General features: G+C 34.1%; 18 protein-coding genes. 11 read left to right on the top strand and 7 right to left on the bottom strand.

The window, feature by feature from the left end; genetic code table 11:
* Window positions 1–5: 5 nt before the first annotated feature.
* The 4 genes from C3L50_RS08030 to C3L50_RS08015 form a co-directional block, all read right to left on the bottom strand.
* The gene (locus tag C3L50_RS08030; protein WP_133158864.1) at window positions 6–881 is read right to left on the bottom strand and encodes a hypothetical protein; all 876 of its coding nucleotides are present in this window, start codon (window positions 879–881) and stop codon (window positions 6–8) included.
* 16 nt (window positions 882–897) lie between these two features.
* The gene (locus C3L50_RS08025) at window positions 898–1,758 is read right to left on the bottom strand and encodes a YicC/YloC family endoribonuclease (protein ID WP_103805658.1); all 861 of its coding nucleotides are present in this window, start codon (window positions 1,756–1,758) and stop codon (window positions 898–900) included.
* A gap of 93 nt (window positions 1,759–1,851) precedes the next feature.
* Window positions 1,852–2,748 carry a DMT family transporter gene (locus C3L50_RS08020; protein ID WP_103805657.1) on the bottom strand — a complete coding sequence of 299 codons (897 nt, stop codon included), beginning with the start codon at window positions 2,746–2,748 and terminating at the stop codon, window positions 1,852–1,854.
* Window positions 2,741–3,097, bottom strand: a complete 357-nt coding sequence (locus C3L50_RS08015; RefSeq protein WP_103805656.1) for an arsenate reductase family protein — start codon at window positions 3,095–3,097, stop codon at window positions 2,741–2,743. Before C3L50_RS08015 ends, C3L50_RS08020 begins: the two co-directional genes overlap by 8 nt.
* Window positions 3,098–3,193: 96 nt before the next feature.
* Here C3L50_RS08015 and C3L50_RS08010 point away from each other — a divergent pair, with 96 nt between their 5' ends.
* Window positions 3,194–3,649, top strand: a complete 456-nt coding sequence (locus tag C3L50_RS08010) for a DinB family protein (RefSeq protein WP_103805655.1) — start codon at window positions 3,194–3,196, stop codon at window positions 3,647–3,649.
* 78 nt (window positions 3,650–3,727) lie between these two features.
* Here C3L50_RS08010 and C3L50_RS08005 read toward each other — a convergent pair whose 3' ends face one another.
* A complete protein-coding gene (locus C3L50_RS08005) occupies window positions 3,728–4,531 on the bottom strand; it encodes a THC0290_0291 family protein (RefSeq protein WP_103805654.1) in 804 nt (267 codons plus the stop codon).
* A 332-nt stretch (window positions 4,532–4,863) separates the two neighbouring features.
* On the opposite strand from C3L50_RS08005, the gene gdhA reads away from it, so the two are divergent.
* The 8 genes from gdhA to C3L50_RS07965 all read left to right on the top strand — a co-directional run bounded on the left by gdhA (window position 4,864) and on the right by C3L50_RS07965 (window position 16,797).
* On the top strand, window positions 4,864–6,207 hold the full coding sequence (gene gdhA, locus C3L50_RS08000) for an NADP-specific glutamate dehydrogenase (protein WP_103805653.1): 1,344 nt from the start codon (window positions 4,864–4,866) through the stop codon (window positions 6,205–6,207).
* A 135-nt stretch (window positions 6,208–6,342) separates the two neighbouring features.
* Entirely contained in the window at window positions 6,343–8,637 is a 2,295-nt protein-coding gene (porZ, locus tag C3L50_RS07995; RefSeq protein WP_103805652.1) for a type IX secretion system anionic LPS delivery protein PorZ, read from the top strand.
* Window positions 8,638–8,640: 3 nt separating this feature from the next.
* Entirely contained in the window at window positions 8,641–10,197 is a 1,557-nt protein-coding gene (locus tag C3L50_RS07990) for an NAD(P)/FAD-dependent oxidoreductase (protein WP_103805651.1), read from the top strand.
* A gap of 2 nt (window positions 10,198–10,199) precedes the next feature.
* Window positions 10,200–11,489, top strand: a complete 1,290-nt coding sequence (locus C3L50_RS07985; protein WP_133158863.1) for a hypothetical protein — start codon at window positions 10,200–10,202, stop codon at window positions 11,487–11,489.
* The gene (recO, locus tag C3L50_RS07980) at window positions 11,483–12,196 is read left to right on the top strand and encodes a DNA repair protein RecO (RefSeq protein ID WP_103805649.1); all 714 of its coding nucleotides are present in this window, start codon (window positions 11,483–11,485) and stop codon (window positions 12,194–12,196) included. The genes C3L50_RS07985 and recO overlap by 7 nt, the downstream gene beginning before the upstream one ends.
* Before the next feature lie 87 nt (window positions 12,197–12,283).
* On the top strand, window positions 12,284–15,685 hold the full coding sequence (gene ileS, locus C3L50_RS07975; RefSeq protein ID WP_103805648.1) for an isoleucine--tRNA ligase: 3,402 nt from the start codon (window positions 12,284–12,286) through the stop codon (window positions 15,683–15,685).
* Between the two features lie 7 nt (window positions 15,686–15,692).
* On the top strand, window positions 15,693–16,073 hold the full coding sequence (locus C3L50_RS07970; RefSeq protein ID WP_103805647.1) for a TraR/DksA family transcriptional regulator: 381 nt from the start codon (window positions 15,693–15,695) through the stop codon (window positions 16,071–16,073).
* A 115-nt stretch (window positions 16,074–16,188) separates the two neighbouring features.
* The gene (locus tag C3L50_RS07965) at window positions 16,189–16,797 is read left to right on the top strand and encodes a lipoprotein signal peptidase (RefSeq protein WP_103805646.1); all 609 of its coding nucleotides are present in this window, start codon (window positions 16,189–16,191) and stop codon (window positions 16,795–16,797) included.
* Between the two features lie 90 nt (window positions 16,798–16,887).
* Here C3L50_RS07965 and C3L50_RS07960 read toward each other — a convergent pair whose 3' ends face one another.
* Together C3L50_RS07960 and C3L50_RS07955 are read right to left on the bottom strand one after the other, a co-directional pair.
* On the bottom strand, window positions 16,888–17,493 hold the full coding sequence (locus C3L50_RS07960) for a superoxide dismutase (protein ID WP_103805645.1): 606 nt from the start codon (window positions 17,491–17,493) through the stop codon (window positions 16,888–16,890).
* A gap of 254 nt (window positions 17,494–17,747) precedes the next feature.
* Window positions 17,748–17,966 carry a helix-turn-helix domain-containing protein gene (locus C3L50_RS07955; RefSeq protein WP_103805644.1) on the bottom strand — a complete coding sequence of 73 codons (219 nt, stop codon included), beginning with the start codon at window positions 17,964–17,966 and terminating at the stop codon, window positions 17,748–17,750.
* A gap of 200 nt (window positions 17,967–18,166) precedes the next feature.
* Between C3L50_RS07955 and C3L50_RS07950 the strand changes: the two genes are divergently transcribed.
* Together C3L50_RS07950 and C3L50_RS07945 are read left to right on the top strand one after the other, a co-directional pair.
* The gene (locus C3L50_RS07950; RefSeq protein WP_103805643.1) at window positions 18,167–19,234 is read left to right on the top strand and encodes a type I restriction endonuclease; all 1,068 of its coding nucleotides are present in this window, start codon (window positions 18,167–18,169) and stop codon (window positions 19,232–19,234) included.
* A gap of 179 nt (window positions 19,235–19,413) precedes the next feature.
* The gene (locus C3L50_RS07945; RefSeq protein WP_103805642.1) at window positions 19,414–22,563 is read left to right on the top strand and encodes a UvrD-helicase domain-containing protein; all 3,150 of its coding nucleotides are present in this window, start codon (window positions 19,414–19,416) and stop codon (window positions 22,561–22,563) included.
* Window positions 22,564–22,570 lie beyond the last annotated feature (7 nt).

Below are 22,570 nucleotides of genomic sequence, written 5' to 3'. Positions count from 1 at the left end.
TTGCCCTATTTTATAAGTCTTATAGATTCAGTATCAATTGTGATTGTTTTGTTGTTTTCTTTATCATTACTTGAATCTGTAATTTTATATTTAAGTATTTTTTTATTGTTTTCTTCTAACTGTTGTGAATAAATGAATGCTCTACAATTTTCTATTTCTATTTCTTCAAATTGAATCAACTCATTTTTATTATTAATCACCAGAATTATATAACCGAAATCCATCGATCCTCCACACATACCTTGAATGTTTGGATTCCCAAATTGCTCATATTTTAATAATAATCTTATCTCTGAAGTTGATGTTTTTTTTGATATGATTTCTAAATCCTTATAATTCAAATGATAATTGGAAAGGTTGATTATGGAACTTCCTATTTTTAAAAACTTAAAATCTTCGAATATATATATGTCTTCTAATTCATTATTAATAGTTAATTTCAAATTTTTAGCGTTGTTTGACCAACTGTTGCTTTCTTTAGTATTATTTGAAATAAAAATTTTTTCATTATAATTTTTGAAAGCTTCAATTTCGTCTAGTTTATCCCAAACAACACCTGTAAAATAAAAATCCAATATTTTTTTTTCAAAAGTTTTATCGTTAGTGTTAAATAATGTCAATCCTGTCATTGGATTAAAAACACCAACTAATGGAATGTTTTTCTTTACTTTATTATAATAGTACCAGCCTTTAACTGAATATACATATAAATGATCTTCTGAAAAATTTTCAACTTTTAAATAGATAGTGATGTCATATTTATCATCAATTGAACCGTAAAAAATTCTATCATTAGTTCTGAAGCTTTCAATTGAAATATTTTTTTGTTGAGAAAAACAAGTTAATGTTATTAGAAAAAACAGTAAAATAATTTTCCTCATTTCAATAAATTTTAAACTAAAGTACATTCAAAACCTGTTCCTTGATTTTTTCCAATTCGTCCTTCATCATCACGACTAATTTTTGCATTTGGGCGTGATTCGATTTCGAACCCATTGTGTTGATTTCACGACCCATTTCTTGGGTGATGAAACCTAGTTTTCTACCATTAGCTTCGGTTCCGTTGATGGTTTCCAGGAAATAATCCAAGTGATTGGTCAAACGTACTTTTTCTTCAGTGATGTCTAATTTTTCTAGGTAATAAATCAATTCTTGTTCAAAACGGTTTTCATCAACATTCACTTTTAATTCTGAAATGGCAGTTTGCAAACGGTCTTTTATCGCCTGAACACGTTCTGGATCAAGAGCCAAGGCATCGTTCATATATTGACGGATGTTTCCAATGCGTAACTGGAATTCTTTCTCTAGGGAAGCACCTTCATCTTTTCGGAAATTGGCGATATAATCCAAAGCTTCCGCAATTACTTTTTGAATTTCAATCCAGTCGTTTTCGTCAATTTCTTCTCTTTCGGTTTTTAATGTATCGGGCATTCTTACGGCCATTTTCATCAATTCAGTTTCATCGGCATCAGGATATACTTCCCGTAATTGGTTGATGTAGGCTTTTACGATGGGAACATTCACCTTCGTGGAAGTTTGCTCGGCGGTACTTTCGATAAAAATCGAGAAATCCACTTTTCCTCTTTCGAGTTTCAAGGCGATTTGGTTGCGTAAACCCAGTTCCATTTCGCGGTAAGACGAAGGCATTCTCACGCTTAAATCTAAGCCTTTGCTGTTCAGGGATTTTACTTCTACTGTTATTTTTTTGGTTGGCAATTGCAAGCTTGCTTTACCAAATCCAGTCATTGATTGTATCATATATTTTTCTAAAAGAGTTCAAAGATAAGAAAAGTTCAGAGTAATTAGTAATTAGTGATTAGTTGCTACAAAAAGCTATTTACTAATGGCTAATCACTTTTTTTGCGTTACCAAATACACACCTGCAAATATTAAAATAGCCGAAACGATTTTGACCAAAGTCAGTTCGTCTTTTCCTAAACTAATGGCAAAAATGGTAGCGAACAAGGGTTGTAAGTAAACAAAAACGGCGATGGTGGTGGGTTTTAATTCTCGCATCGAAAGCAAATTCAACAGATAAGTTCCGAAGGTCGAAAACACCACCACAAAACCTATTTTTAAATAAATATCCATTGGCATCGAAGTCCAATTTACGGCATCGAATTCGTTCCAACCAAAAGGTAAAACCATTATAAAACCAATTAGATAAATCCATTTGGCAAAGTTGAAGGGATTGTATTTTTGCATCAATTTTTTGACAAGAACCAAGTACAATCCGTAGGAACTTGCATTGATGAAAACTAGAAAATTCCCCAAGGTTGGATTGGTGGCATTTCCCGAAGATTTCCCGTAAAGTATCAGAAAAACAGTGCCGATGAGTCCTAAAACAATTCCAAAAACCATTCGTTTTTGCATTCGTTCCTTGAGAATAATGGCCGAAAGTACGAGTACAATAATAGGCGTTGAAACCATTAGTACCGAAGCCGAAATGGGCGAAGTCAAACTCAATCCTTTGAAGAAAGACAGCATATTCAGTGCTACGCCAAAAAAAGCTGCAGCAATAATTCTTGGGTAATCTTTTGGGTCTATTTGCTCTTCTCGAATTGCTGAGGATTTCCTGCTAAAAAACCAAGCCAACCAAAACAAAATGCTGGCTCCACCCACTCGCATTATGATAAACCCGTATGCATCGACATATTGGGGCATCACGTCTTTGGCAATTGTGAAGGTCATTCCATAAATAATGGAAACGATGGTGGCGGTAATGAGGGCAAGGGTTTTTTTAGACATTCGATAACGCTTTCATTACTTGAAGAATATTTTGTTGACTGTTGCCAATGAATATTTTGCTGTCAATAATAAAAACGGGGCGACTCAAAAAAGTGTAATGTTCCAGAATGTATTTTTTGAAATCGGCTTCGGTCAAGGATTTGTTTTTCAAATCCATCGATTTGTAGAGTTGTGCTTTTTTGCTAAAAAGTGCTTCGTAACTTCCCGAAAGTTGGTGCATTTTCTCCAATTCTTCAATCGTAATGGGGTCTTGTTTGATGTCGTGAAAGGTCAAATTATGATTTTGTGGCAAGGATTTGATGATTTTTCGACAAGTATCGCAGGAAGCGAGGTAGTATATTTTGTTCATAACGGTAGGTACAATTTCTTTATGCAAAGAAAATCCATTTACAACGGAAAATGATTATTTTTATCGAAAATTTGAAAAACAATAAAATCGAAAAAAATGACTTCAGCATTCAACGTGAATACAACTAGCCGAAATATGATTTCTAAAATTTTAGAAAAACACACATTGGAACAACTCAATAAAATTCCTGAAGGATTTGGTAATAATTTGATTTGGAATATTGCCCACGTTATTGTGACACAACAACTTTTGGTTTATAAACTTTCAGGATTGCCAATAATGGTTTCGGATGAATTGGTAGAAAAATACAAAAAAGGAACCAAACCAGAACAAGCAGCAACTCAAGACGAAGTAGATGAAATCAAGTCTTTGTTGTTCTCAACCATCGAAAAAACAAAAGAAGATTACGAAAATGGAATTTTCAAAAACTATACAGAGTATCCCACTTCAACAGGTTTTGTTTTGAATAGCGTTCAAGACGCATTGAATTTTAATAATTTTCACGAAGGACTGCACATTGGAATTTTGATGAGCATTCGAAAATTGGTTTAAACTATTTTGAAGTATAAAAAAATCCCAATTTTGAAATAGTTGAAGAATTGGGATTTTTTTATGGTTAATTGTTGGCTATTATTGTAAGTAATAAATATATCCGACATTAAACCAAACCAGCCAGTCATTGGCTTTGTTTTCTTTATAAAGGTCAGGATTAGGTTTTAATCCATCTACCCAGTCAGAAAAATAATATTGCAATCTTAAATCGACCATCAAATCAGATAATGGAGAAAGTTTGTAACGAGTTCCCACACTTGAAACTACCGACCAAACTGAACTTGATTCAGTAGAAAAACCATAAGAGCGGTCATCGGTTGGTGTTAAATATTTAGGAAAAGTGGTCAAAGGAGTTCCTAATGGTCCCATTGTTGACGAAGCTTTTGTATTATAAAAACTGTATTGTCCTCCAAGGCTAATAAAAGGCCCAAAACTTCCAATGGTTTCTGTAAAATCACGAATACTTAAAGGGAAAAACTCTAATTGCATACCGACGTTGGTTACAGCAGTATTTCCGTTCATGGCTTTTAATTGTTCTTTGCCCAATGAGGGATTGCCTTCAACCCATTGTCCGAAATGGTTTAATTTGGTTTTGTTATAGGACAACTCACTTCTTAGTTTGAAATGATCATTAAAATAAGTTTCAGGAGTATAACAATTACATTCAGCTGTGTAAGAGAAATTCATATAATGAATTAAACCAATTCCAAATCCTGAATTACCAGCATTTGTTGATAAATCGTGTCTTTCTCCATAGTCAGATTGAAAGGCTACTGGACCAGCAATTACTCCAATTTCGTGCGAAAATCCAAATTGCGCAATCGCAACATTTGAAAATCCGAAGAGGAAAAGACAGAAAAATACAATGAATTTTTGAATCATTCTAAATGAATTACTTTTTTACAAATATATAAAAACATCAATCAATCCTTATGTTTTCTATGTAAATATGATAAAACGATAAACAATAGAAAAATTATATAAACAAACTACACAAATTTTTGTGTTTTGTCATCAATAGTTTTGGTTTTGAATAAAATCATTCCAACATACATAAAAAGCATTCGCAATGTGTTAAGAATCATTAAATTTGGATACAAATATTCTCATATACTGTATATTTGCAAGACTTACGAAAACGTTTTCTTAAAAAACAAAAAGTTTTGGTTAAGTAAACGATTAATAGTAAATTTGATACACTAATTTATTTCAATATGGAAGAAAAAATCAATAATTTTATGGCTCAAGTTGAGGCCAAAAATCCAAATGAGCCTGAATTTATTCAAGCCGTTAGAGAATTTGCTGAAACAGTAATTCCTTTTATAGCTTCGAAACGAAAATATGATGGTAAACATATTCTTCTTAGAATTACCGAACCCGAAAGAACAATAACTTTTCGAGTAGTTTGGGTTGATGATACAGGAGAAATTAAAGTCAATAGAGGGTTTAGAATTCAGATGAATTCAGCTATTGGACCTTATAAAGGAGGAATTCGTTTTCACAATTCAGTTAATTTATCGGTACTTAAATTTCTTGCTTTCGAACAAGTATTCAAAAATAGTTTAACAACACTTCCAATGGGAGGCGGAAAAGGAGGTTCGGATTTTGATCCTCAAGGTAAATCTGATGGCGAAATAATGCGTTTTTGCCAATCTTTTATGACCGAATTGTGTCGCCATATTGGGCCAGAAATTGATGTTCCTGCTGGAGATATTGGTGTAGGAGCAAGAGAAATTGGCTATTTGTTTGGTCAGTACAAACGCATTAGAAATGAATTTACTGGAGTGTTAACTGGAAAAGGATTGGCTTATGGAGGTTCGTTAATTCGACCAGAAGCAACAGGATATGGCGTGGTTTATTTTACAGAACAAATGCTTCATACCATCGGGCAAGAAATAAAAGGAAAAACTTTTGTTATTTCTGGATTTGGAAATGTGGCTTGGGGAGTAGCTTTGAAAATAAATGAATTAGGAGGAAAACTTTTGACCATTTCGGGACCAGATGGCTACATATATGATGCAGACGGAATTTCGGGCGAAAAAATTGATTATATGCTTGAGATGAGAGATAGCGGAACTAATAGAGCCGAAATGTATGTAGAAAAATATCCAAATGCCGTTTTTCACAAAGGAAAACGAGTTTGGGAAGTAAAAGCCGATATCGCCATTCCGTGTGCTACTCAAAACGAATTGAATGAAGAAGACGCCATAAAACTAGTTGAAAATGGAGTAATTTGTGTTACCGAAGCCGCTAATATGCCTTGTACATTAGATGCTATCAAATATTTGTTAGGTAAAAAAATTCTTTTTGCTCCCGGGAAAGCCGCTAATGCTGGAGGAGTGGCAGCTTCTGGTTTAGAGATGACTCAAAACTCGATTCGTTTGAACTGGTCAAGCGAAGAAGTAGATAATAGACTAAAAGAGATTATGGTTGGAATTCACAATCAATGTAAAAAATATGGAACCGATGAAACTGGATATGTAGATTATGTAACAGGAGCCAATATTGCAGGATTTGTTAAAGTTGCCGATGCTATGCTTGCTCAGGGTATCGTTTAGATTTTAAATTTGACTTATTAATAGCCTTTCTTCAACTTGAAAATTCAAGATTTGATGAAAGGCTTTTTTTTGTGGGTAACAAAATCCTAATACTTTCGTTTGTATTATATTTGTGAACAAAATATTCTTCAAATAATGAAAAACAGATTTCTATATTTTGTGTTTTTGCTTTTTTTGCAAATTAGTTTTGCCCAAAACAACATGGTGTGGCAAGGCTATTTTTCTTATAATGACATTAAGGATGTGTCTCAATCTTCGACCACCCTTTTTGCTGCTTCAGAAAACGCCTTGTTTTCAAAAAACACAAGTACAGGTCAATTAAAAACAACCAATACTATTGATGGACTTTCGGGGCAAACGATAACTTCTTTATTGCATAGTTCTACTGCCAATAAAACTCTTGTGGGATATGAAAATGGGCTTATGATAGTAATCAATGAAGCCGATGGAAGTATGCTAAACATTGTGGATATTATCAGTAAACAACTTCCAGCAAACTTAAAAAGAATCAATCATTTTATGGAATACAATGGGATTGTTTATGTTTCCTGCGATTTTGGAATCGTACAATTCAATTTAGCAACTATGCTTTTTGGTGACACCTATTTTATTGGTAATAATGGCTCCGAAATAAGTGTAAAACAAACCACAGTTTTTAATGGATTTATATATGCAGCAACAATAGATGGCATTCGAAAAGCGGATAGTACGAATAAAAACTTAGTAGATTTCAATCAGTGGAGTTTAATTGCATCAGGAAGTTGGTCTAGTGTTGAAGCTTTCGACACCCAACTTATAGCTATTAATGCTTCTGGAAATGTTCAGAAATACGATTCGGCAACAAATTTCTTTAACGGATTATTTCAACTTCCTCAAGCCGCTGTCGATATGAGGGCTACGGATAATTATTTGATGATAACTACACCAACGACTGTTTCTGTTTATAATAAGCAAATGGGAGTTGTTCGTCAAATTACTAGCAGTCAAATTGTAGGAACAACTGTAAGTTTTACTTGTGCAACAAATATTGACGACACACTATATATTGGAACCAATGAAAACGGAATGTACAGTACAACAATTTCAGTGTCTTCGGCTATAGAAAATACAATGCCCTCAGGGCCAAGTCGTAATAATATTTTTGCAATCCAAGCAACAACAACTTCACTTTGGGCTGTTTATGGAGATTATAATCTTTTTTATAATCCTTATCCATTGGATACTTATGGAATTAGCAAGTTTAGCGAAACAGGCTGGTTAAGTATTCCTTATGATAAAGTATTTGGAGCAAAATCCATATCCAGAATTACCGTTAATCCTAGTAATGAAAAAGAAGTATATGCCAGTTCTTTTTTTTCGGGATTACTCAAAATTGTAGATGATGTTCCAAAAATTTTATATGATCAATCCAATAGCGGATTAGAGTCGCTAATATTAGCACCGCCCAATCCGAGTTATATTGATATTAGAATAAATGGAGCTGCATTTGATAAAAACGGAATTCTTTGGGTTACTAATAGTTTAATAAAAAATGGATTAAAAACATTAGACACAAGCGGAAAATGGCAAAGTTATTCTTTAGATAAAATTTTACTAGCCAGTTCTAATACTAATTTTGCTAGATTGTCTATCGATAAAAATGGCACAAAATGGATTGCAACAGATAGAGATGGTCTAATAGGATTTAATGAAAAAAATAATGTTTTCAAAAAAATCACTATTGGAGCTGATACAGGAAATTTGCCGGATGCCAATGTAAGAGTTGCTGCAGCAGACAATAATAATCAGCTCTGGATTGGAACCACAAAAGGATTGAGGGTGTTGTCAAACGTTGGAAGTTTTTCATCGGAAAATCAATTAACGACAAAACCCATCATTATTCTCGAAGATGGTCTTGCTCAAGAATTGATGTATGAACAATTTATTACAGATATCGTTGTTGATGGTGCTAATAATAAATGGATTGGAACTGTTGATTCGGGTGTGTTTTTAGTTTCTTCAAATGGTCAGGAAACAAAGTATCATTTTACAGAAACCAATTCGCCATTGCCCAGTAATACCATTAATGATATTGATATTAATAGTGTAACTGGGGAAGTTTTTATAGCCACAACCAAGGGAATGATATCTTTTAAAGGAACTGCTACAGGTGCAAACGAAGATTTAAATAATGTGTTCGTATATCCAAATCCTGTTCGCCCAGAATATGAGGGAACGGTAAAAATATCAGGATTATTAAACAAAGCCACCGTAAAAATTACCGATATCGAAGGGAATTTGGTTTATGAAACTACTTCCGAAGGGGGAACAATAGAATGGGATACTACTGCTTTTGGAAAACACAAAGTAGCTTCAGGAGTGTATATGATTTTTATTTCGGCACAAGATGGGATTGAAACGAAAGTCAAAAAAGTAATGATTGTAAGATGATAAATGTCAAATAGAGTAAACCAAAAAGCGCTAATAATCGGGGGTGGTCCAGCAGGATTAACCGCTGCATACGAACTTATAAAACATTCCAAGGTTTTGCCAATAGTTATTGAAATGAGTGAATTTTGGGGAGGAATTTCTAGAACTGAAAATCATAATGGCAACAGAATTGACATTGGAGGACATCGGTTTTTTTCAAAATCAGAAATTGTTATGAACTGGTGGCAAGAAATTCTACCTATTTGTTCAGATGAAAGTTCAATTAGCATTTCATATCAAAATGATAAAAAAAATATTGAAATTGATGGCAAAAACATTTCCGACAAGGATGACAATATTTTATTAGTTAGAAAACGAAAATCTAGAATTTTTTTCAATAAGAAATTTTTCGAATATCCAATTAGTTTGTCCTTTCAAACCATTTTAAGTCTGGGCTTATTTAATACTTTTTTAATAGGTATAAGTTATACTAAAGCGGTGTTGTTTCCCATTAAAAAACAAACAACACTAGAGCATTTTTTTATTAATAGGTTTGGAAGCCGCTTGTACAAAACGTTTTTCAAGGACTATACCGAAAAAGTTTGGGGGGTTTCTTGTACTGAAATTAGTTCAGAATGGGGCGCACAACGAATAAAAGGTTTGTCTGTTACTAAAACTCTAACCAATGCAGTTACAAGTATTTTTAGAAATAACAAAAAAGATATTAGGCAAAAAAGCACTGAAACTTCTTTGATTGAATATTTTTTGTATCCAAAATTTGGTCCAGGTCAAATGTGGGAAACCGTTGCTGAAAAAGTTAAAAAAGAGGGTGCGATTTTAAAGCAAAATACAAAGGTAATTGCAATAAATATTGAAAACAACAAGGTTAATAGCGTTGTTATAGAAAATAGTTTAACAAAAGAAATAGAAACAATAGCTTGTGATTACTGCTTTTCTACTATGCCTATACAAGAATTAATAAAAGGGTTTAGTTGTGAAGTTCCGATGAAAGTAAAAGAAGTGGCAAAAGGCTTAATCTATAGAGATTTTGTCACTGTTGGTTTGCTTTTAAACAATGTCAATTTTCAATTAGAGGATAATTGGATTTATATTCAGGAATCATATGTAAAAGTGGGACGACTTCAGGTATTTAATAATTGGAGTCCATTTATGGTTAATGATGCTGATAAAACCTGGGTTGGTTTAGAATATTTTTGCAACCAAACCGATCCTATTTGGCACTTTTCTGAAAGCGAAATGGTACAATTAGCTACTGACGAAATGATACAATTGGGGTTTGTAAATTCGGGTGAAAATGTATTAGATGCCAAAGTGATTAAAGTTCCAAAAACCTATCCGGCCTATTTTGGGAGTTATTCAGATTTTAATGAAATAAGAAACTTTACAGATACTATTGAAAATCTTTTCTTGGTAGGAAGAAATGGAATGCATAAATATAACAATCAAGACCATTCGATGCTTACTGCAATGCAAGCCGTTCAAAACATAATAAACAAACATACCGATAAGTCTAATATTTGGTCTATAAATACCGAAGAAGAATATCACGAACAAAAATAAAAATGGCACTTTTAAAAAATGATTTTACGCAATCCGAAAAGAAATTATTTCTAATAATTAGCGTTTTGTATTTCCTGTTTTTTATAGCAAGAATGGTTTCCAACATCTATTTTTTGACGGATTCTTACGAGTATTTTGAAGTTGCAAAAGCCATTCGAAATTTTACTTATTTTGAATCTTCAACCCATCCAGAATTAATTACAAGAAGACCTTTTTTGTATCCTTTTTTCTTGTCTTTTTTCGTCGATTTCAATCCTTTGATTGTAATTGTTGTTCAAACTATTTTGAGTCTTTTCAATACTTTTATATTGTTTAAAATAATAAAACAGTATAACATTCAACTGACTAATAAGTTGTTATTGCTGTTTTTGTTTACGCCATCAATTTTTATCTACGCCCAATTGATAATGTCAGAATGGTTGGTGATGTTGTTTTTAACGATGCTTTTTTGGTTGCTTTCTCAAAAATGGACCAAAAATAATTTCGCCTATATTCAAATAATCACCGTTTTATTAGCCTTTACAAAACCCATTTTTTACCCTTTTATTTACATCAATTCTATATTCTTCTTAGTGTATATGTTGAAAAATAAAGTTTTTAGTTTTTGGTTATTTTTGCCAATAATTTGTTTGCAATTCTATTTAAATCACAATGAAAATCTAACTGGTTACAGACATTTTTCGTCTATAGAAAATAAAAATTTAATAGACTATAATCTATATTATTTTAAATCTTCAACCCAGTCTAAAAAAAAAGCTGATTTGTGGTTGGATTCAGTGTATAAAGATAATAGATACGTTGGAAAGAATTTTGCAGAACAGAATATTTACCTCAAGCAAATGGCAACCAATGAAATAAAGAAAAACTTGTTTCGATATTCCTTTTACCATTTCTATACGGCTGTCAGAGGCATATTTGACCCAGGAAGATATGATTTAATTACCTTTTTTGAAAAGGAAAATGGCAGACAAGGATTTTTGGAAGTCTTAAATAGCGACAAATCTATTTGGTCACTATTTAAAAATAAAGTGGCATTTGTTTATTTACTATTAATTCCAATTTTTTTGATAAATTGTATGAAATGGTTTTATGTTATTAAGTGTCTAATATTTAACAAATTGACCTTAAATATGTATTATTTAATTGTATTATTTGCTTATTATATATTGGTTTCGGGTCCCGTGAATTGTTCCCGATATATGATGCCTTTTCAAGGAATAGTGATCGTTTTTGCCGTTTTGGGAATGCAATATAAATCGAAGTCTCTAAATCAAAAAGCTTCAAAGTGTTAGTCAAAACCAAAGCCATCGTTCTTTCTTCTCTCAAATACCAAGAGAAAAGCTTGATTGTGAAATGCTTTACGCAATCACACGGTTTAAAAACCTATTTTGTTCGCGACGCTTTTTCTTCCCGAAAATCAAACCAGAAAATTGCCTATTTCCAACCGCTGACCATTCTCGAAATTGAAGCCGTCCATAAAAATAAGGGAACATTGGAAAACTTCAAGGAAATCAAGATTGCCACTCCATTTCAAACCATTCATTCGGATATTTTCAAGAGCACCATCGTGATGTTCATTTCCGAAATTCTGCACCATTCCATTCACGAAGAAGAGAAAAACGAACAACTTTTTACTTTCTTGGAAACCGCTTTGCATTGGCTCGACAATCACAACCAAATTGCCAATTTTCACCTGATTCTAATGCTCGAAATAACCAAATATCTAGGTTTTTATCCTGATATTTCCGAAATGGATTTTCCTTTTTTCGATGCCAACGAAGGTGTTTTTACGCCATTTCACGGTCTGGGTTCACTCACGGAACACGAAACCAATCTTTTCAAAAAACTCATTGCTTTGAAATTCGACAACGACCAGAAAATCTTCCACGTTATCGAAAGACAAATCCTTTTAAAAACACTGATCGATTATTACACTTTTCATCTCGGCGGTTTCCGAAAACCAAAATCTTTGGAGGTTTTGTCGGCAGTTTTTTCTTGAAAAATTCAACCACAAAAACTCATAACTCATAACTCATAATTCATAACTATTTCTTACTTTCGCACCGCGATTAAAGAAAAGGATAAAATGAGCACAAAATTTACTGAATACAAAGGACTTAACCTGCCTACAGCGGCATCGGAAGTACTTGATTTTTGGAAAAAAGAAAACATATTCGAGAAGAGTGTAACCACTCGCGAAGGCAACACCCCATTCGTGTTTTTTGAAGGACCACCTTCGGCCAATGGACTGCCGGGAATTCACCACGTGATGGCACGTGCGATTAAAGATATTTTTTGCCGTTATAAAACTCAAAAAGGATTCCAAGTGAAGCGTAAAGCGGGCTGGGATACCCACGGTTTGCCTGTGGAATTAGGTACCGAAGCTTCTTTGGGAATTACTAAGGAAGATATTGGGAAAACCATTTCCGTAGCCGAATACAACGAAGCCTGTAAAAAAACCGTGATGCGTTACACCGATGTGTGGAACGATTTGACCGAAAAAATGGGTTATTGGGTCGATATGGAAGATCCGTATGTGACTTACAAATCCAAGTATATGGAAACTGTTTGGTGGATTTTGAAACAAATCTACAACAAGGATTTGATGTACAAGGGTTATACTATTCAGCCGTATTCTCCAAAAGCTGGAACAGGATTGTCTTCGCACGAAGTGAACCAGCCGGGAAGTTACCGTGATGTAACGGATACGACGATAGTTGCCCAATTCAAAGCATTAAACGAAACTTTACCTTCATTTCTGCAAGGATTTGGAGATATTCACATCTTGGCTTGGACGACAACGCCTTGGACTTTGCCATCTAACACCGCTTTGACCGTTGGTCCAAAAATTGATTATGTGTTGGTTGAAACTTTCAATCAATATACTTTCCGACCTGTAAAAGTAATTTTGGCTAAAAACCTGGTTGGAAAACAATTTTCAAAAGGATTTTTCCCAAGTACTGAAGCTTCCGATTTTGAAAATTTCAAAGAAGGCGACAAGAAAATCCCATACCAAATCCTGATCGAATGCAAAGGCGCTGATTTAGTTGGAATTCGTTACGAACAATTGATGCCATTGGCTTTACCATATCAAAATCCAGAAAACGCTTTCCGAGTAATTTCAGGGGATTTTGTGACTACCGAAGACGGAACAGGAATTGTGCACACCGCTCCAACATTTGGTGCTGATGATGCTAAAGTAGCCAAAGAAGCTACTCCCGAAGTGCCACCAATGTTGGTTTTAGACGAAAACGGAAACCCGGTTCCATTGGTAAATTTGCAAGGAAAATTCATTGACGGTTTAGGAAATTATTCGGGTAAATACGTTAAAAATGAATATTATAACGAAGGCGAAGCACCGGAACGTTCTGCCGATGTGGAAATTGCCATTCAGTTAAAAGAAGAAAACAAGGCGTTCAAAGTAGAGAAATACGTGCACAGTTACCCACATTGCTGGAGAACGGACACGCCAATTTTATATTATCCGTTGGATTCCTGGTTTATCAAAATCACGGAAGTTAGGGATAGAATGTTCGAATTGAACGAAACCATAAACTGGAAACCAAAAGCAACCGGTGAAGGACGTTTCGGGAATTGGTTAAAAAATGCCAACGATTGGAACTTGTCACGCTCTCGTTTTTGGGGAATTCCGTTGCCAATTTGGAGAAACGAAGAAGGAACAGAAGAAATATTAATCGGTTCGGTTGAAGAATTATACAACGAAATCGAAAAATCTATCGCAGCCGGCTTCCAAAAGGAAAACCCTTTCAAAGGTTTTGAAATTGGAAATATGGACGAAGCAAATTATGATTTGATTGATTTGCACAAAAATGTGGTCGATGAAATCACCTTGGTTTCGGCTTCTGGAAAACCAATGAAACGCGAATCTGATTTGATTGACGTTTGGTTTGATTCGGGTTCAATGCCGTATGCACAATGGCATTATCCTTTTGAAAACAAAGATAAAATCGATGGAAACCAAGATTTTCCAGCAGATTTCATTGCCGAAGGAGTGGATCAAACTCGTGGTTGGTTTTATACCCTGCACGCCATTGCGACTTTGGTTTTCGATAAGCCTTCGTATAAAAACGTAGTTTCTAACGGATTGGTTTTGGACAAAAACGGACATAAAATGTCCAAACGTTTAGGAAACGCTACCGATCCTTTTGAAACAATTGCAGAATACGGCCCAGATGCCACACGCTGGTATATGATTTCGAATGCGAATCCTTGGGACAATTTGAAATTTGACATTGAAGGAATTGCCGAGGTTCGTCGTAAGTTTTTTGGAACTTTATACAACACTTATTCTTTCTTTGCGTTGTATGCCAATATCGACAATTTTACATATGCCGAAGCCGATGTTCCGATGAACGAAAGACCGGAAATTGATAGATGGATTATTTCGGAATTGAATACTTTGGTGAAAGTGGTGGACGAAGCTTATGCTGATTACGAACCAACGAAAGCGGCTCGTGCTATTTCGGAATTTGTACAGGAAAACTTGAGTAACTGGTACGTTCGTTTGTGTCGTCGTCGTTTTTGGAAAGGTGATTATGCACAAGATAAAATTGCGGCTTACCAAACGTTATATACTTGTTTGTTAACCATTAGTAAATTGGGTGCGCCAATCGCTCCGTTCTATATGGACAAACTTTACAAAGACTTAACACAGGCAACACAATCAGAAAAATTCGACTCTGTACATTTGGCCGAATTTCCAAAATTCGTTGAAAACTTTGTTGATAAATCGTTGGAGAGCAAAATGCAGAAAGCACAGACGATTTCTTCACTAGTTTTATCGCTTCGAAAAAAGGAAATGATTAAGGTGCGTCAACCGTTGCAAAAGGTAATGATACCAGTACTTGACGAGAATCAGCGTGCCGAAATTGAAGCCGTTTCCGACCTGATTAAAGCGGAAGTTAACGTAAAAGAAGTTACACTTTTGGACGATGCTTCGGGAATTTTGGTCAAGCAAATTAAACCGAATTTCAAGACGTTAGGACCCCGATTTGGAAAAGATATGGGATTGATTGCCAAAGAGATACAGTCATTTTCGCAAGTGCAAATCAGTCAATTAGACAAGCAAGGAAGCATAGATATTGTTATTTCGGGAAATAGTATAACTTTATCGCAAGAAGAAGTGGAGATTTCTTCGCAAGATATTGAGGGTTGGCTGGTTGCCAATTCAAACGGAATAACCGTTGCGCTTGACATCACTATCTCTCCAGAATTGAAAGAAGAAGGAATTGCCAGAGAATTGGTCAACAGAATTCAGAACATCAGAAAAGATTCTGGTTTTGAGGTTACAGACAAAATTAAAGTGCATTTGCAAAAAAATTCAGAATTAGAAAACGCCGTAATGGCAAATGAAGTTTATATAAAATCAGAAACATTAACAGAAGTATTAGTTTTTGAAGACACCATAAACAACGGAATAGAAATAGAATTCGACGACATAAAAACCAAAATATCAATTACAAAATAATTAGAAGATGATAGATGAAATTGCAAGATACTCAGACGCAGATTTAGCTGAGTTTAAAGAGCTTATTATTAAAAAAATACAAAAAGCACAAGCAGATTTAGATTTGATAAAAAGTGCTTATATGAACGATTTAAATAACGGAACCGACGATACTTCGCCAACATTCAAAGCATTTGAAGAAGGAAGCGAAACCATGTCTAAAGAAGCAAACTCGCAGTTGGCAATTCGTCAAGAGAAGTTTATCCGTGACTTGAAAAATGCACTTTTCCGTGTAGAAAACAAAACTTATGGAACTTGTAAAGTAACAGGTAAATTAATCAGCAAAGAGCGATTGTTGATTGTTCCTCACGCTACAATGAGCATCGAAGCAAAAAATTTGCAACGATAAGCAATTCAAAAATTCAATATGAAAATTCCAAATTCCAACAATGATTTATAAATTATTGGAATTTGGAATTTAATTTTTAGAATTTACCTATTTTTGCGCCATTAAAATTTACAAAATGTCTTTACGAAAAGCTTATCTGATAGTTTTTATCATCCTACTGGTTGACCAATTTTCTAAAATATATATAAAAACTAATTTTGTCTATGGCGAAAGTGGTCAAATTGACGTTACAAGTTGGTTCAAAATTCTATTGATAGAAAATGAAGGAATGGCTTGGGGAACCGTTATTCCAGGAATTTATGGAAAATTATTCCTTACCGTTTTTCGTTTAGTTGCCGTAACGGGAATTGGCTATTGGCTATGGGATTCTGTCGAAAGAAAACACAGTTCCAACTATTTGATTGTGGCCATTTCTTTAATTCTTGCTGGAGCTTTTGGCAACATCATCGACTCTGTTTTTTATGGCGTGATTTTCGACGATAGCTACGGTCATTTAGCTACTATATTTTCTGAAAAACCATATGGAACTTGGTTTCATGGCAAAGTGGTCGATATGTTGTACTTTCCATTATTCGAAGGAAATTGGCCCGAATGGTTGCCTGTTTTAGGCGGTCAACATTTTAAATTCTTCAATGCCATTTTCAATGTTGCCGATGCCGCTATTTCTATTGGGGTTGGAATTTTGTTGGTTTTCAACAAAAAAGCTTTCCATCACCAACATTAGGATTAAAGTTATGAATAAAAAAAATAGACGAATAAACTTTTCGTCTATCCGTCTATTCTCTATGTTCTTTATTCTATTTTCTAAAAGAGACTATTTTGCAGCAGCATATCTTTTAGCTACTTCATCCCAATTTATTACATTAAAGAAAGCTTCAATATAATCAGGTCTTCTGTTTTGGTAGTTCAAGTAATAAGCGTGTTCCCAAACATCCATTCCTAAGATTGGAGTTCCGCCACAACCAACTCCTGGCATCAAAGTGTTGTCTTGATTTGGCGTTCCGCAAACTTCTAGTTTTCCGTCTTTCACGCACAACCAAGCCCATCCTGAACCAAATTGTGTCGCTCCAGCTTTAGAAAAAGCAGCTTTAAAGGCATCAAATGAACCAAAAGCAGCATCAATGGCAGCAGCAACTTCACCAGTTGGCAATCCGCCACCGTTTGGAGACATTACTGTCCAAAATAAATTGTGGTTAAAAAAACCTCCACCGTTGTTGCGAACAGCTCCGTTTTTCAAATCCAAATTTCCTAAAATTTCTTCAATGCTTTTACCTTCCAATTCAGTTCCTGCAATAGCAGCATTAAGGTTTGTTGTATAAGCATTATGATGTTTCGTGTGATGGATTTCCATCGTGCGTGCATCAATATGAGGTTCTAACGCATCATATGCATAAGGTAATTGTGGTAATTCAAAAGCCATAATTATTTTTGTTTATTGGTTTATAAAATATTTTATTCAAAATTAAACAATTAACTTTGAAAAGGAAATTCTATTTCGTTATAGTTTTATTAAATAAATTGATAGTGGTGTTTTCAGGAGCTGTTTCCTGCTGTACACTATATCTTCACTGCCCAACTCTGGCAGTAAAGGATGCCGTTTCCATCAGGGCTAGGGCAGTCGGGATAGAAATATATTTATTTTTTAATGAAAATTTTTGATTTTGAAAATCAGTACTAATCGTTAAACTTAAATAATTCAATCATATTTATTTCCAAAGCTTTTGATACAATATCTAACGTAGAAAGAGTCGCATTTGCTCTACCTGCTTCCAATCTAGACATATTACTTTTTTCAAAATTACATTTGGCAGCCAAATCCTGTTGAGATATATTTTTCTCAATTCGGATTTTTTGGATGCGCTTGCCAACTTGTATTTGTATTGAATCTTTCAAATTTTAATTATCATTTACGACAAGTCAAAATTTGTTTTATATTTGTTTAATGTGGTTATCATAAATGATAACTAAAAAATTATTTTATCAAAATGAGGAAAACCGTAAAATAATGTGTTTTCACATAATTAAATTTGAAAGAAGATTATAAATAGAAACAAACAACTTAAGATAATAACAATACACTAAAAGAGAAAATTATGGATTTGAAAGACCAACTTAAATTAATTGCTGACCGAACAAAACACAAAGACAATATTCAAACTGAAGAAGCTACAAAGAACGCATTCATTATGCCTTTTTTGCAAAGTTTAGGTTATGATGTTTTTAATCCTTTAGAGGTTGTTCCTGAGTTTGTTGCAGACATTGGAATTAAAAAAGGAGAGAAAATTGATTATGCCATTTTCAAAGATGGGAATCCAACAATTTTAGTTGAATGTAAGGATTGGAGGCAAAACTTGAACGTCCATGACGGACAGCTTTTGAGGTATTTTCATGTTTCAAAAGCAAAGTTCGGTTTGTTGACAAACGGAATAGTTTATAGGTTTTATTCCGATTTAGTGATGCCAAATAAAATGGATGAAAAACCATTTTTAGAATTTAACATTACCGAAATTAAGGACAACCAAGTTGAGGAATTGAAAAAGTTTCATAAAGCCAATTTTGATGCCGAAAGCATTGTGAATACTGCAAGTGAAATGAAATTTATGAATGAACTCAAACATTTGTTGAATAAAGAACTTACAGAACCAACTCCAGAATTTGTAAAGTATTTTGCCAAACAAGTTTATCCAAGTGTTGTAACTGCAAGAGTTTTGGAGCAATTTACAGAGTTAACCAAAAAATCTATTCAACAATATATAAGCGATTTAATTACCGAAAGATTGAAAAATGCTTTGTCAAAAGAAGGCGAGAAAAATAAGTCTGAAAGTTCAAACGAAATCTCAGCCGAACAAAATTTAGACGATATTAGTAAAATAAATACAACGGAAGAAGAACTTGAAGGGTTTTTGATTGTAAAAACTATTTTGAGACAAAATATTCCAGCAACAAGAGTAACATACAGAGACGCACAATCATATTTTGCAATTTTTCTTGATGATAATAATCGAAAAGTTGTTTGCAGATTGTATTTAAACGGTGGAAAGAAATATATTGGTTTGTTTGACGAGAACAAAAAAGAAACAAAAAACGAGATAGAAACTTTGGATGATATTTTTAAATTTTCAATAGAGTTATTGAAGACTATTGAGTTGTACGAAAAGTAAAAACGATTTTTTATTTCTTTAATTTGAAAAACCTTTGGACAAAGCCAAAGGTTTTTTGTTTAATTGTGGGTTTAAACGATTAAGATTTAAAAACAACAGAAAGTTATAAAACTTTATATTACTTTAGTGTTGATTAATAAAAATCAAAAAAAAATCTGCGAATCAGCGGTAAACAAAATATGCAAAGACCCTCATTTTCCATATACGACGCATCAGCAGGTTCTGGAAAAACCTATGCGCTTGTCAAAGAATATCTAAAAATTATTCTGGTTGCTCCTAAAAATGATGCCTATCGCAACATTCTTGCCATTACGTTTACAAACAAAGCGGTGCACGAAATGAAAAGCAGAATTGTGGGTAATTTATCCGAATTTGCCAAAGACGAACCGAGCCAAAAAGCACAGGATTTAATGCAGGATTTGGCTGCTGACACCCAACTTTCTATCATTCAAATCAAGACCAAATCACAGCAAATCATCAAGCACATCATTCATAATTATGCTGCTTTTGATATTTCTACCATCGATAAATTTACGCACAAAGTTATTAGGGCGTTTGCCCACGATTTGGGTTTGCCAATGACGTTTGAAGTGACTTTGGATGCCGAAAATTTGCTGATAGAAGCCGTTGATGCCATTATTGCACAAGCTGGAGAAGACGAAACTTTGACCAAATTACTCGTCGATTTTACGATGGAAAAAACCGACGATGACAAATCTTGGGATATTTCAAGAGAAATTCTCGAAACGGGTAAATTGGTTTTGAATGAAAACAATCGAAATGAAATCACGCATTTTCAAGACAAAACTATTGCTGAATTTGTCGAAATTAAGAAGAAACTTAAAGAAGTCTGCAACGTTTTAGAAAAAGAAAATACAGCATTTGCCGAAAACGCCTTGTCATTAATCGAAAAAAACGGAATTGACATTAAATCATTTTCGGGAGGCTATTTTCCAAAACATTTGATAAGTATTCAGGAAGGAAAATTCAACCCGAAAAATAAAACGTATCACGAATTTGAAGATATAAAAATCAACAAAACTGCCAAAGACGCAGCAATTATCGAAAGTGTTATACCCGAATTATTACAAATTTTGGGTGCCGTTTATAAAAACTTCGAAAAGCGGGATTTCTACAATGCATTTCTCAAAAACATTACACCTTTGTCGTTGTTGAATACCGTCAGTAATGAATTGGCAAAAATTCAAGATGAACAAAACCTGCTTTCCATTTCGGAATTCAATGCGATTATTCATCGTGAAATTCAAAACCAGCCGGCTCCATTTATATACGAAAGATTGGGCGAGCGCTATCGTCATTTTTTCATCGATGAATTTCAGGATACGTCCGAAATGCAATGGCAAAACCTGATTCCGCTGATAGATAACGCCACATCGAGTGAAATTGACGGAGAAAAAGGAACTTTGATGATTGTAGGCGACCCGAAACAATCCATTTACCGTTGGCGTGGTGGAAAAGCGGAACAATTTATCGAATTGAGTAAAGACCACAATCCGTTCAATAATCCTGAAAAAGTTTTAGAACATTTAGACAAAAATTACCGTTCCTATTCGCAAATCATTGAATTTAACAACGAATTTTTTCAATTGCTGTCCAATGAATTCGAGCAGGAAGATTACAAAGATTTGTACCAAAATCATAGCCATCAAAAAAGTAACGACAAAAAAGGAGGTTATGTGAATATTTCGTTCATCTCCAAAATAGAAGAAAACGAAGATGATGAAGAAGTATTGGATAAAACGGATTTGTATTTATTGGCAACATTAAACACGATTCAAAAAGTGCAAAAACAGGGTTTTGAACTCAAAGACATTGTGATTTTGACTCGAAAACGCAGTCACGGAATTGCGGTTGCCAATTATTTGACCGAGCAGGGAATTCCGCTTCTGTCATCGGAAACCTTGATGATTCAAAACGCCACCGAAGTTCGATTCATCATTTATTTGTTGAAATATTTGAAGAACAATTCCGATTTGGAGGCTAAATCTCGTTTCCTACATTATATCGCCGAAAAAGTTCAGGATCAATTAGAAGTTCACGATTTCATTGCTCAAGGAATGGAACATAAAAAGGAATCTGAATTTGAAATTTGGTTGACCGATTTTGATATTTCACTTTCGTTTCAAGACATTCGAAAAAAATCACTTTATGAAGCAGTGGAGCTTATTGTTGCAAAATTTCTTCGTTCGCAAAACGGGAACGCTTATGTTCAATATTTTTTGGATATTGTTTTAGATCGAGATGTTCGAAATCAGGCAGGAATTTCGGACTTCTTGAATTACTGGGACAAAAATGCCGAAAAATTCAGTATTCCATCGCCCGAAGGGAAAAATGCCGTTCGAATTATGACCATTCACAAATCGAAAGGTTTGGAATTTCCAGTCGTGATTATGCCTTTTGCCGACGAAGATTATGCTAAAAGCCCTAAAAGTAAATTATGGATTGATGCTGAAAAAGATGAATTTGGTTTGCCTAAAGTTTTGGTGGACAACAGTAAAGCCGTGGAAGGTTTTGGAGAAGCGGCCAAATCGGTTTATGTCCAGAAATCACAGGAAGAATTACTGGACAACATCAATGTCTTGTACGTTGCTTTAACCCGTGCCGAAGAACAATTGTTTGTAATTTCAGAATTAGTAAATCCTAAAAAAGATGGAGAGTATCCAAATAATATGGCTTCCTTCTTTATTAAATATTTAATCCATAAAAGAGAATTTGAAGAGGGTAAATTGGAATACGAATTTGGTAGTGCGGTTAAATTATCTTCTGAAAGTGATAAAACAGAAGAGGTGCAATTGATTCAATCTGTTAATGAAGTTTTGAATCCGAAAAACATTAAAATTGCCCAACGAGAATCGTTTATGTGGGGAACGCATCAGCAGGAAGCCATTGAATATGGAAACGTGGTACACGAAATTTTGTCTTTTGTAAAAACAAAATCCGATGTCGATTTGGCTATAATCAAAGCCATCGAAAGTGGGTTAATTACTTTTAATCAAAAGGATGCAGTTTTCAAGACCATTCAAGAAATTGTAAATCATTCCGAACTTTCAATTTGTTTTGAAGAAGGTAACCAGGTTTTGAACGAGCAAACCATTATTCGGAAAGAGGAAAAAACCATCAAACCCGATAGAATGGTTTTTACTAAAAACAAAGAAGTTTATTTGTTGGATTATAAAACGGGAATACATAATCCGAAATATCAATTACAACTGGAAAATTATCAAAATGCCATTGAGAAAATGGGTTATAAAGTGGTGAAAAAATCACTAGTATATATAGGAGACCAAATCACTGTGGTAAATTTGTGAAAGACTA

Origin of the sequence: Flavobacterium alvei (genome assembly GCF_002920895.1) — a bacterium.
Classification (GTDB): Bacteria; Bacteroidota; Bacteroidia; order Flavobacteriales; family Flavobacteriaceae; genus Flavobacterium; species Flavobacterium alvei.
This window is presented reverse-complemented; position numbering and strand designations above follow the sequence as displayed.

Coding starts and splice junctions, on each gene's coding strand:
- ileS (WP_103805648.1), top strand. CDS start 12,284: ATGAGCACAAAATTTACTGAATACAAAGGACTTAACCTGCCTACAGCG.
- C3L50_RS08005 (WP_103805654.1), bottom strand. CDS start 4,531: ATGATTCAAAAATTCATTGTATTTTTCTGTCTTTTCCTCTTCGGATTT.
- C3L50_RS08020 (WP_103805657.1), bottom strand. CDS start 2,748: ATGTCTAAAAAAACCCTTGCCCTCATTACCGCCACCATCGTTTCCATT.
- C3L50_RS07990 (WP_103805651.1), top strand. CDS start 8,641: ATGTCAAATAGAGTAAACCAAAAAGCGCTAATAATCGGGGGTGGTCCA.
- C3L50_RS07985 (WP_133158863.1), top strand. CDS start 10,200: ATGGCACTTTTAAAAAATGATTTTACGCAATCCGAAAAGAAATTATTT.
- gdhA (WP_103805653.1), top strand. CDS start 4,864: ATGGAAGAAAAAATCAATAATTTTATGGCTCAAGTTGAGGCCAAAAAT.
- C3L50_RS07965 (WP_103805646.1), top strand. CDS start 16,189: ATGTCTTTACGAAAAGCTTATCTGATAGTTTTTATCATCCTACTGGTT.
- porZ (WP_103805652.1), top strand. CDS start 6,343: ATGAAAAACAGATTTCTATATTTTGTGTTTTTGCTTTTTTTGCAAATT.
- C3L50_RS08010 (WP_103805655.1), top strand. CDS start 3,194: ATGACTTCAGCATTCAACGTGAATACAACTAGCCGAAATATGATTTCT.
- C3L50_RS08015 (WP_103805656.1), bottom strand. CDS start 3,097: ATGAACAAAATATACTACCTCGCTTCCTGCGATACTTGTCGAAAAATC.
- C3L50_RS07945 (WP_103805642.1), top strand. CDS start 19,414: ATGCAAAGACCCTCATTTTCCATATACGACGCATCAGCAGGTTCTGGA.
- C3L50_RS07950 (WP_103805643.1), top strand. CDS start 18,167: ATGGATTTGAAAGACCAACTTAAATTAATTGCTGACCGAACAAAACAC.
- C3L50_RS08025 (WP_103805658.1), bottom strand. CDS start 1,758: ATGATACAATCAATGACTGGATTTGGTAAAGCAAGCTTGCAATTGCCA.
- C3L50_RS08030 (WP_133158864.1), bottom strand. CDS start 881: ATGAGGAAAATTATTTTACTGTTTTTTCTAATAACATTAACTTGTTTT.
- C3L50_RS07960 (WP_103805645.1), bottom strand. CDS start 17,493: ATGGCTTTTGAATTACCACAATTACCTTATGCATATGATGCGTTAGAA.
- C3L50_RS07970 (WP_103805647.1), top strand. CDS start 15,693: ATGATAGATGAAATTGCAAGATACTCAGACGCAGATTTAGCTGAGTTT.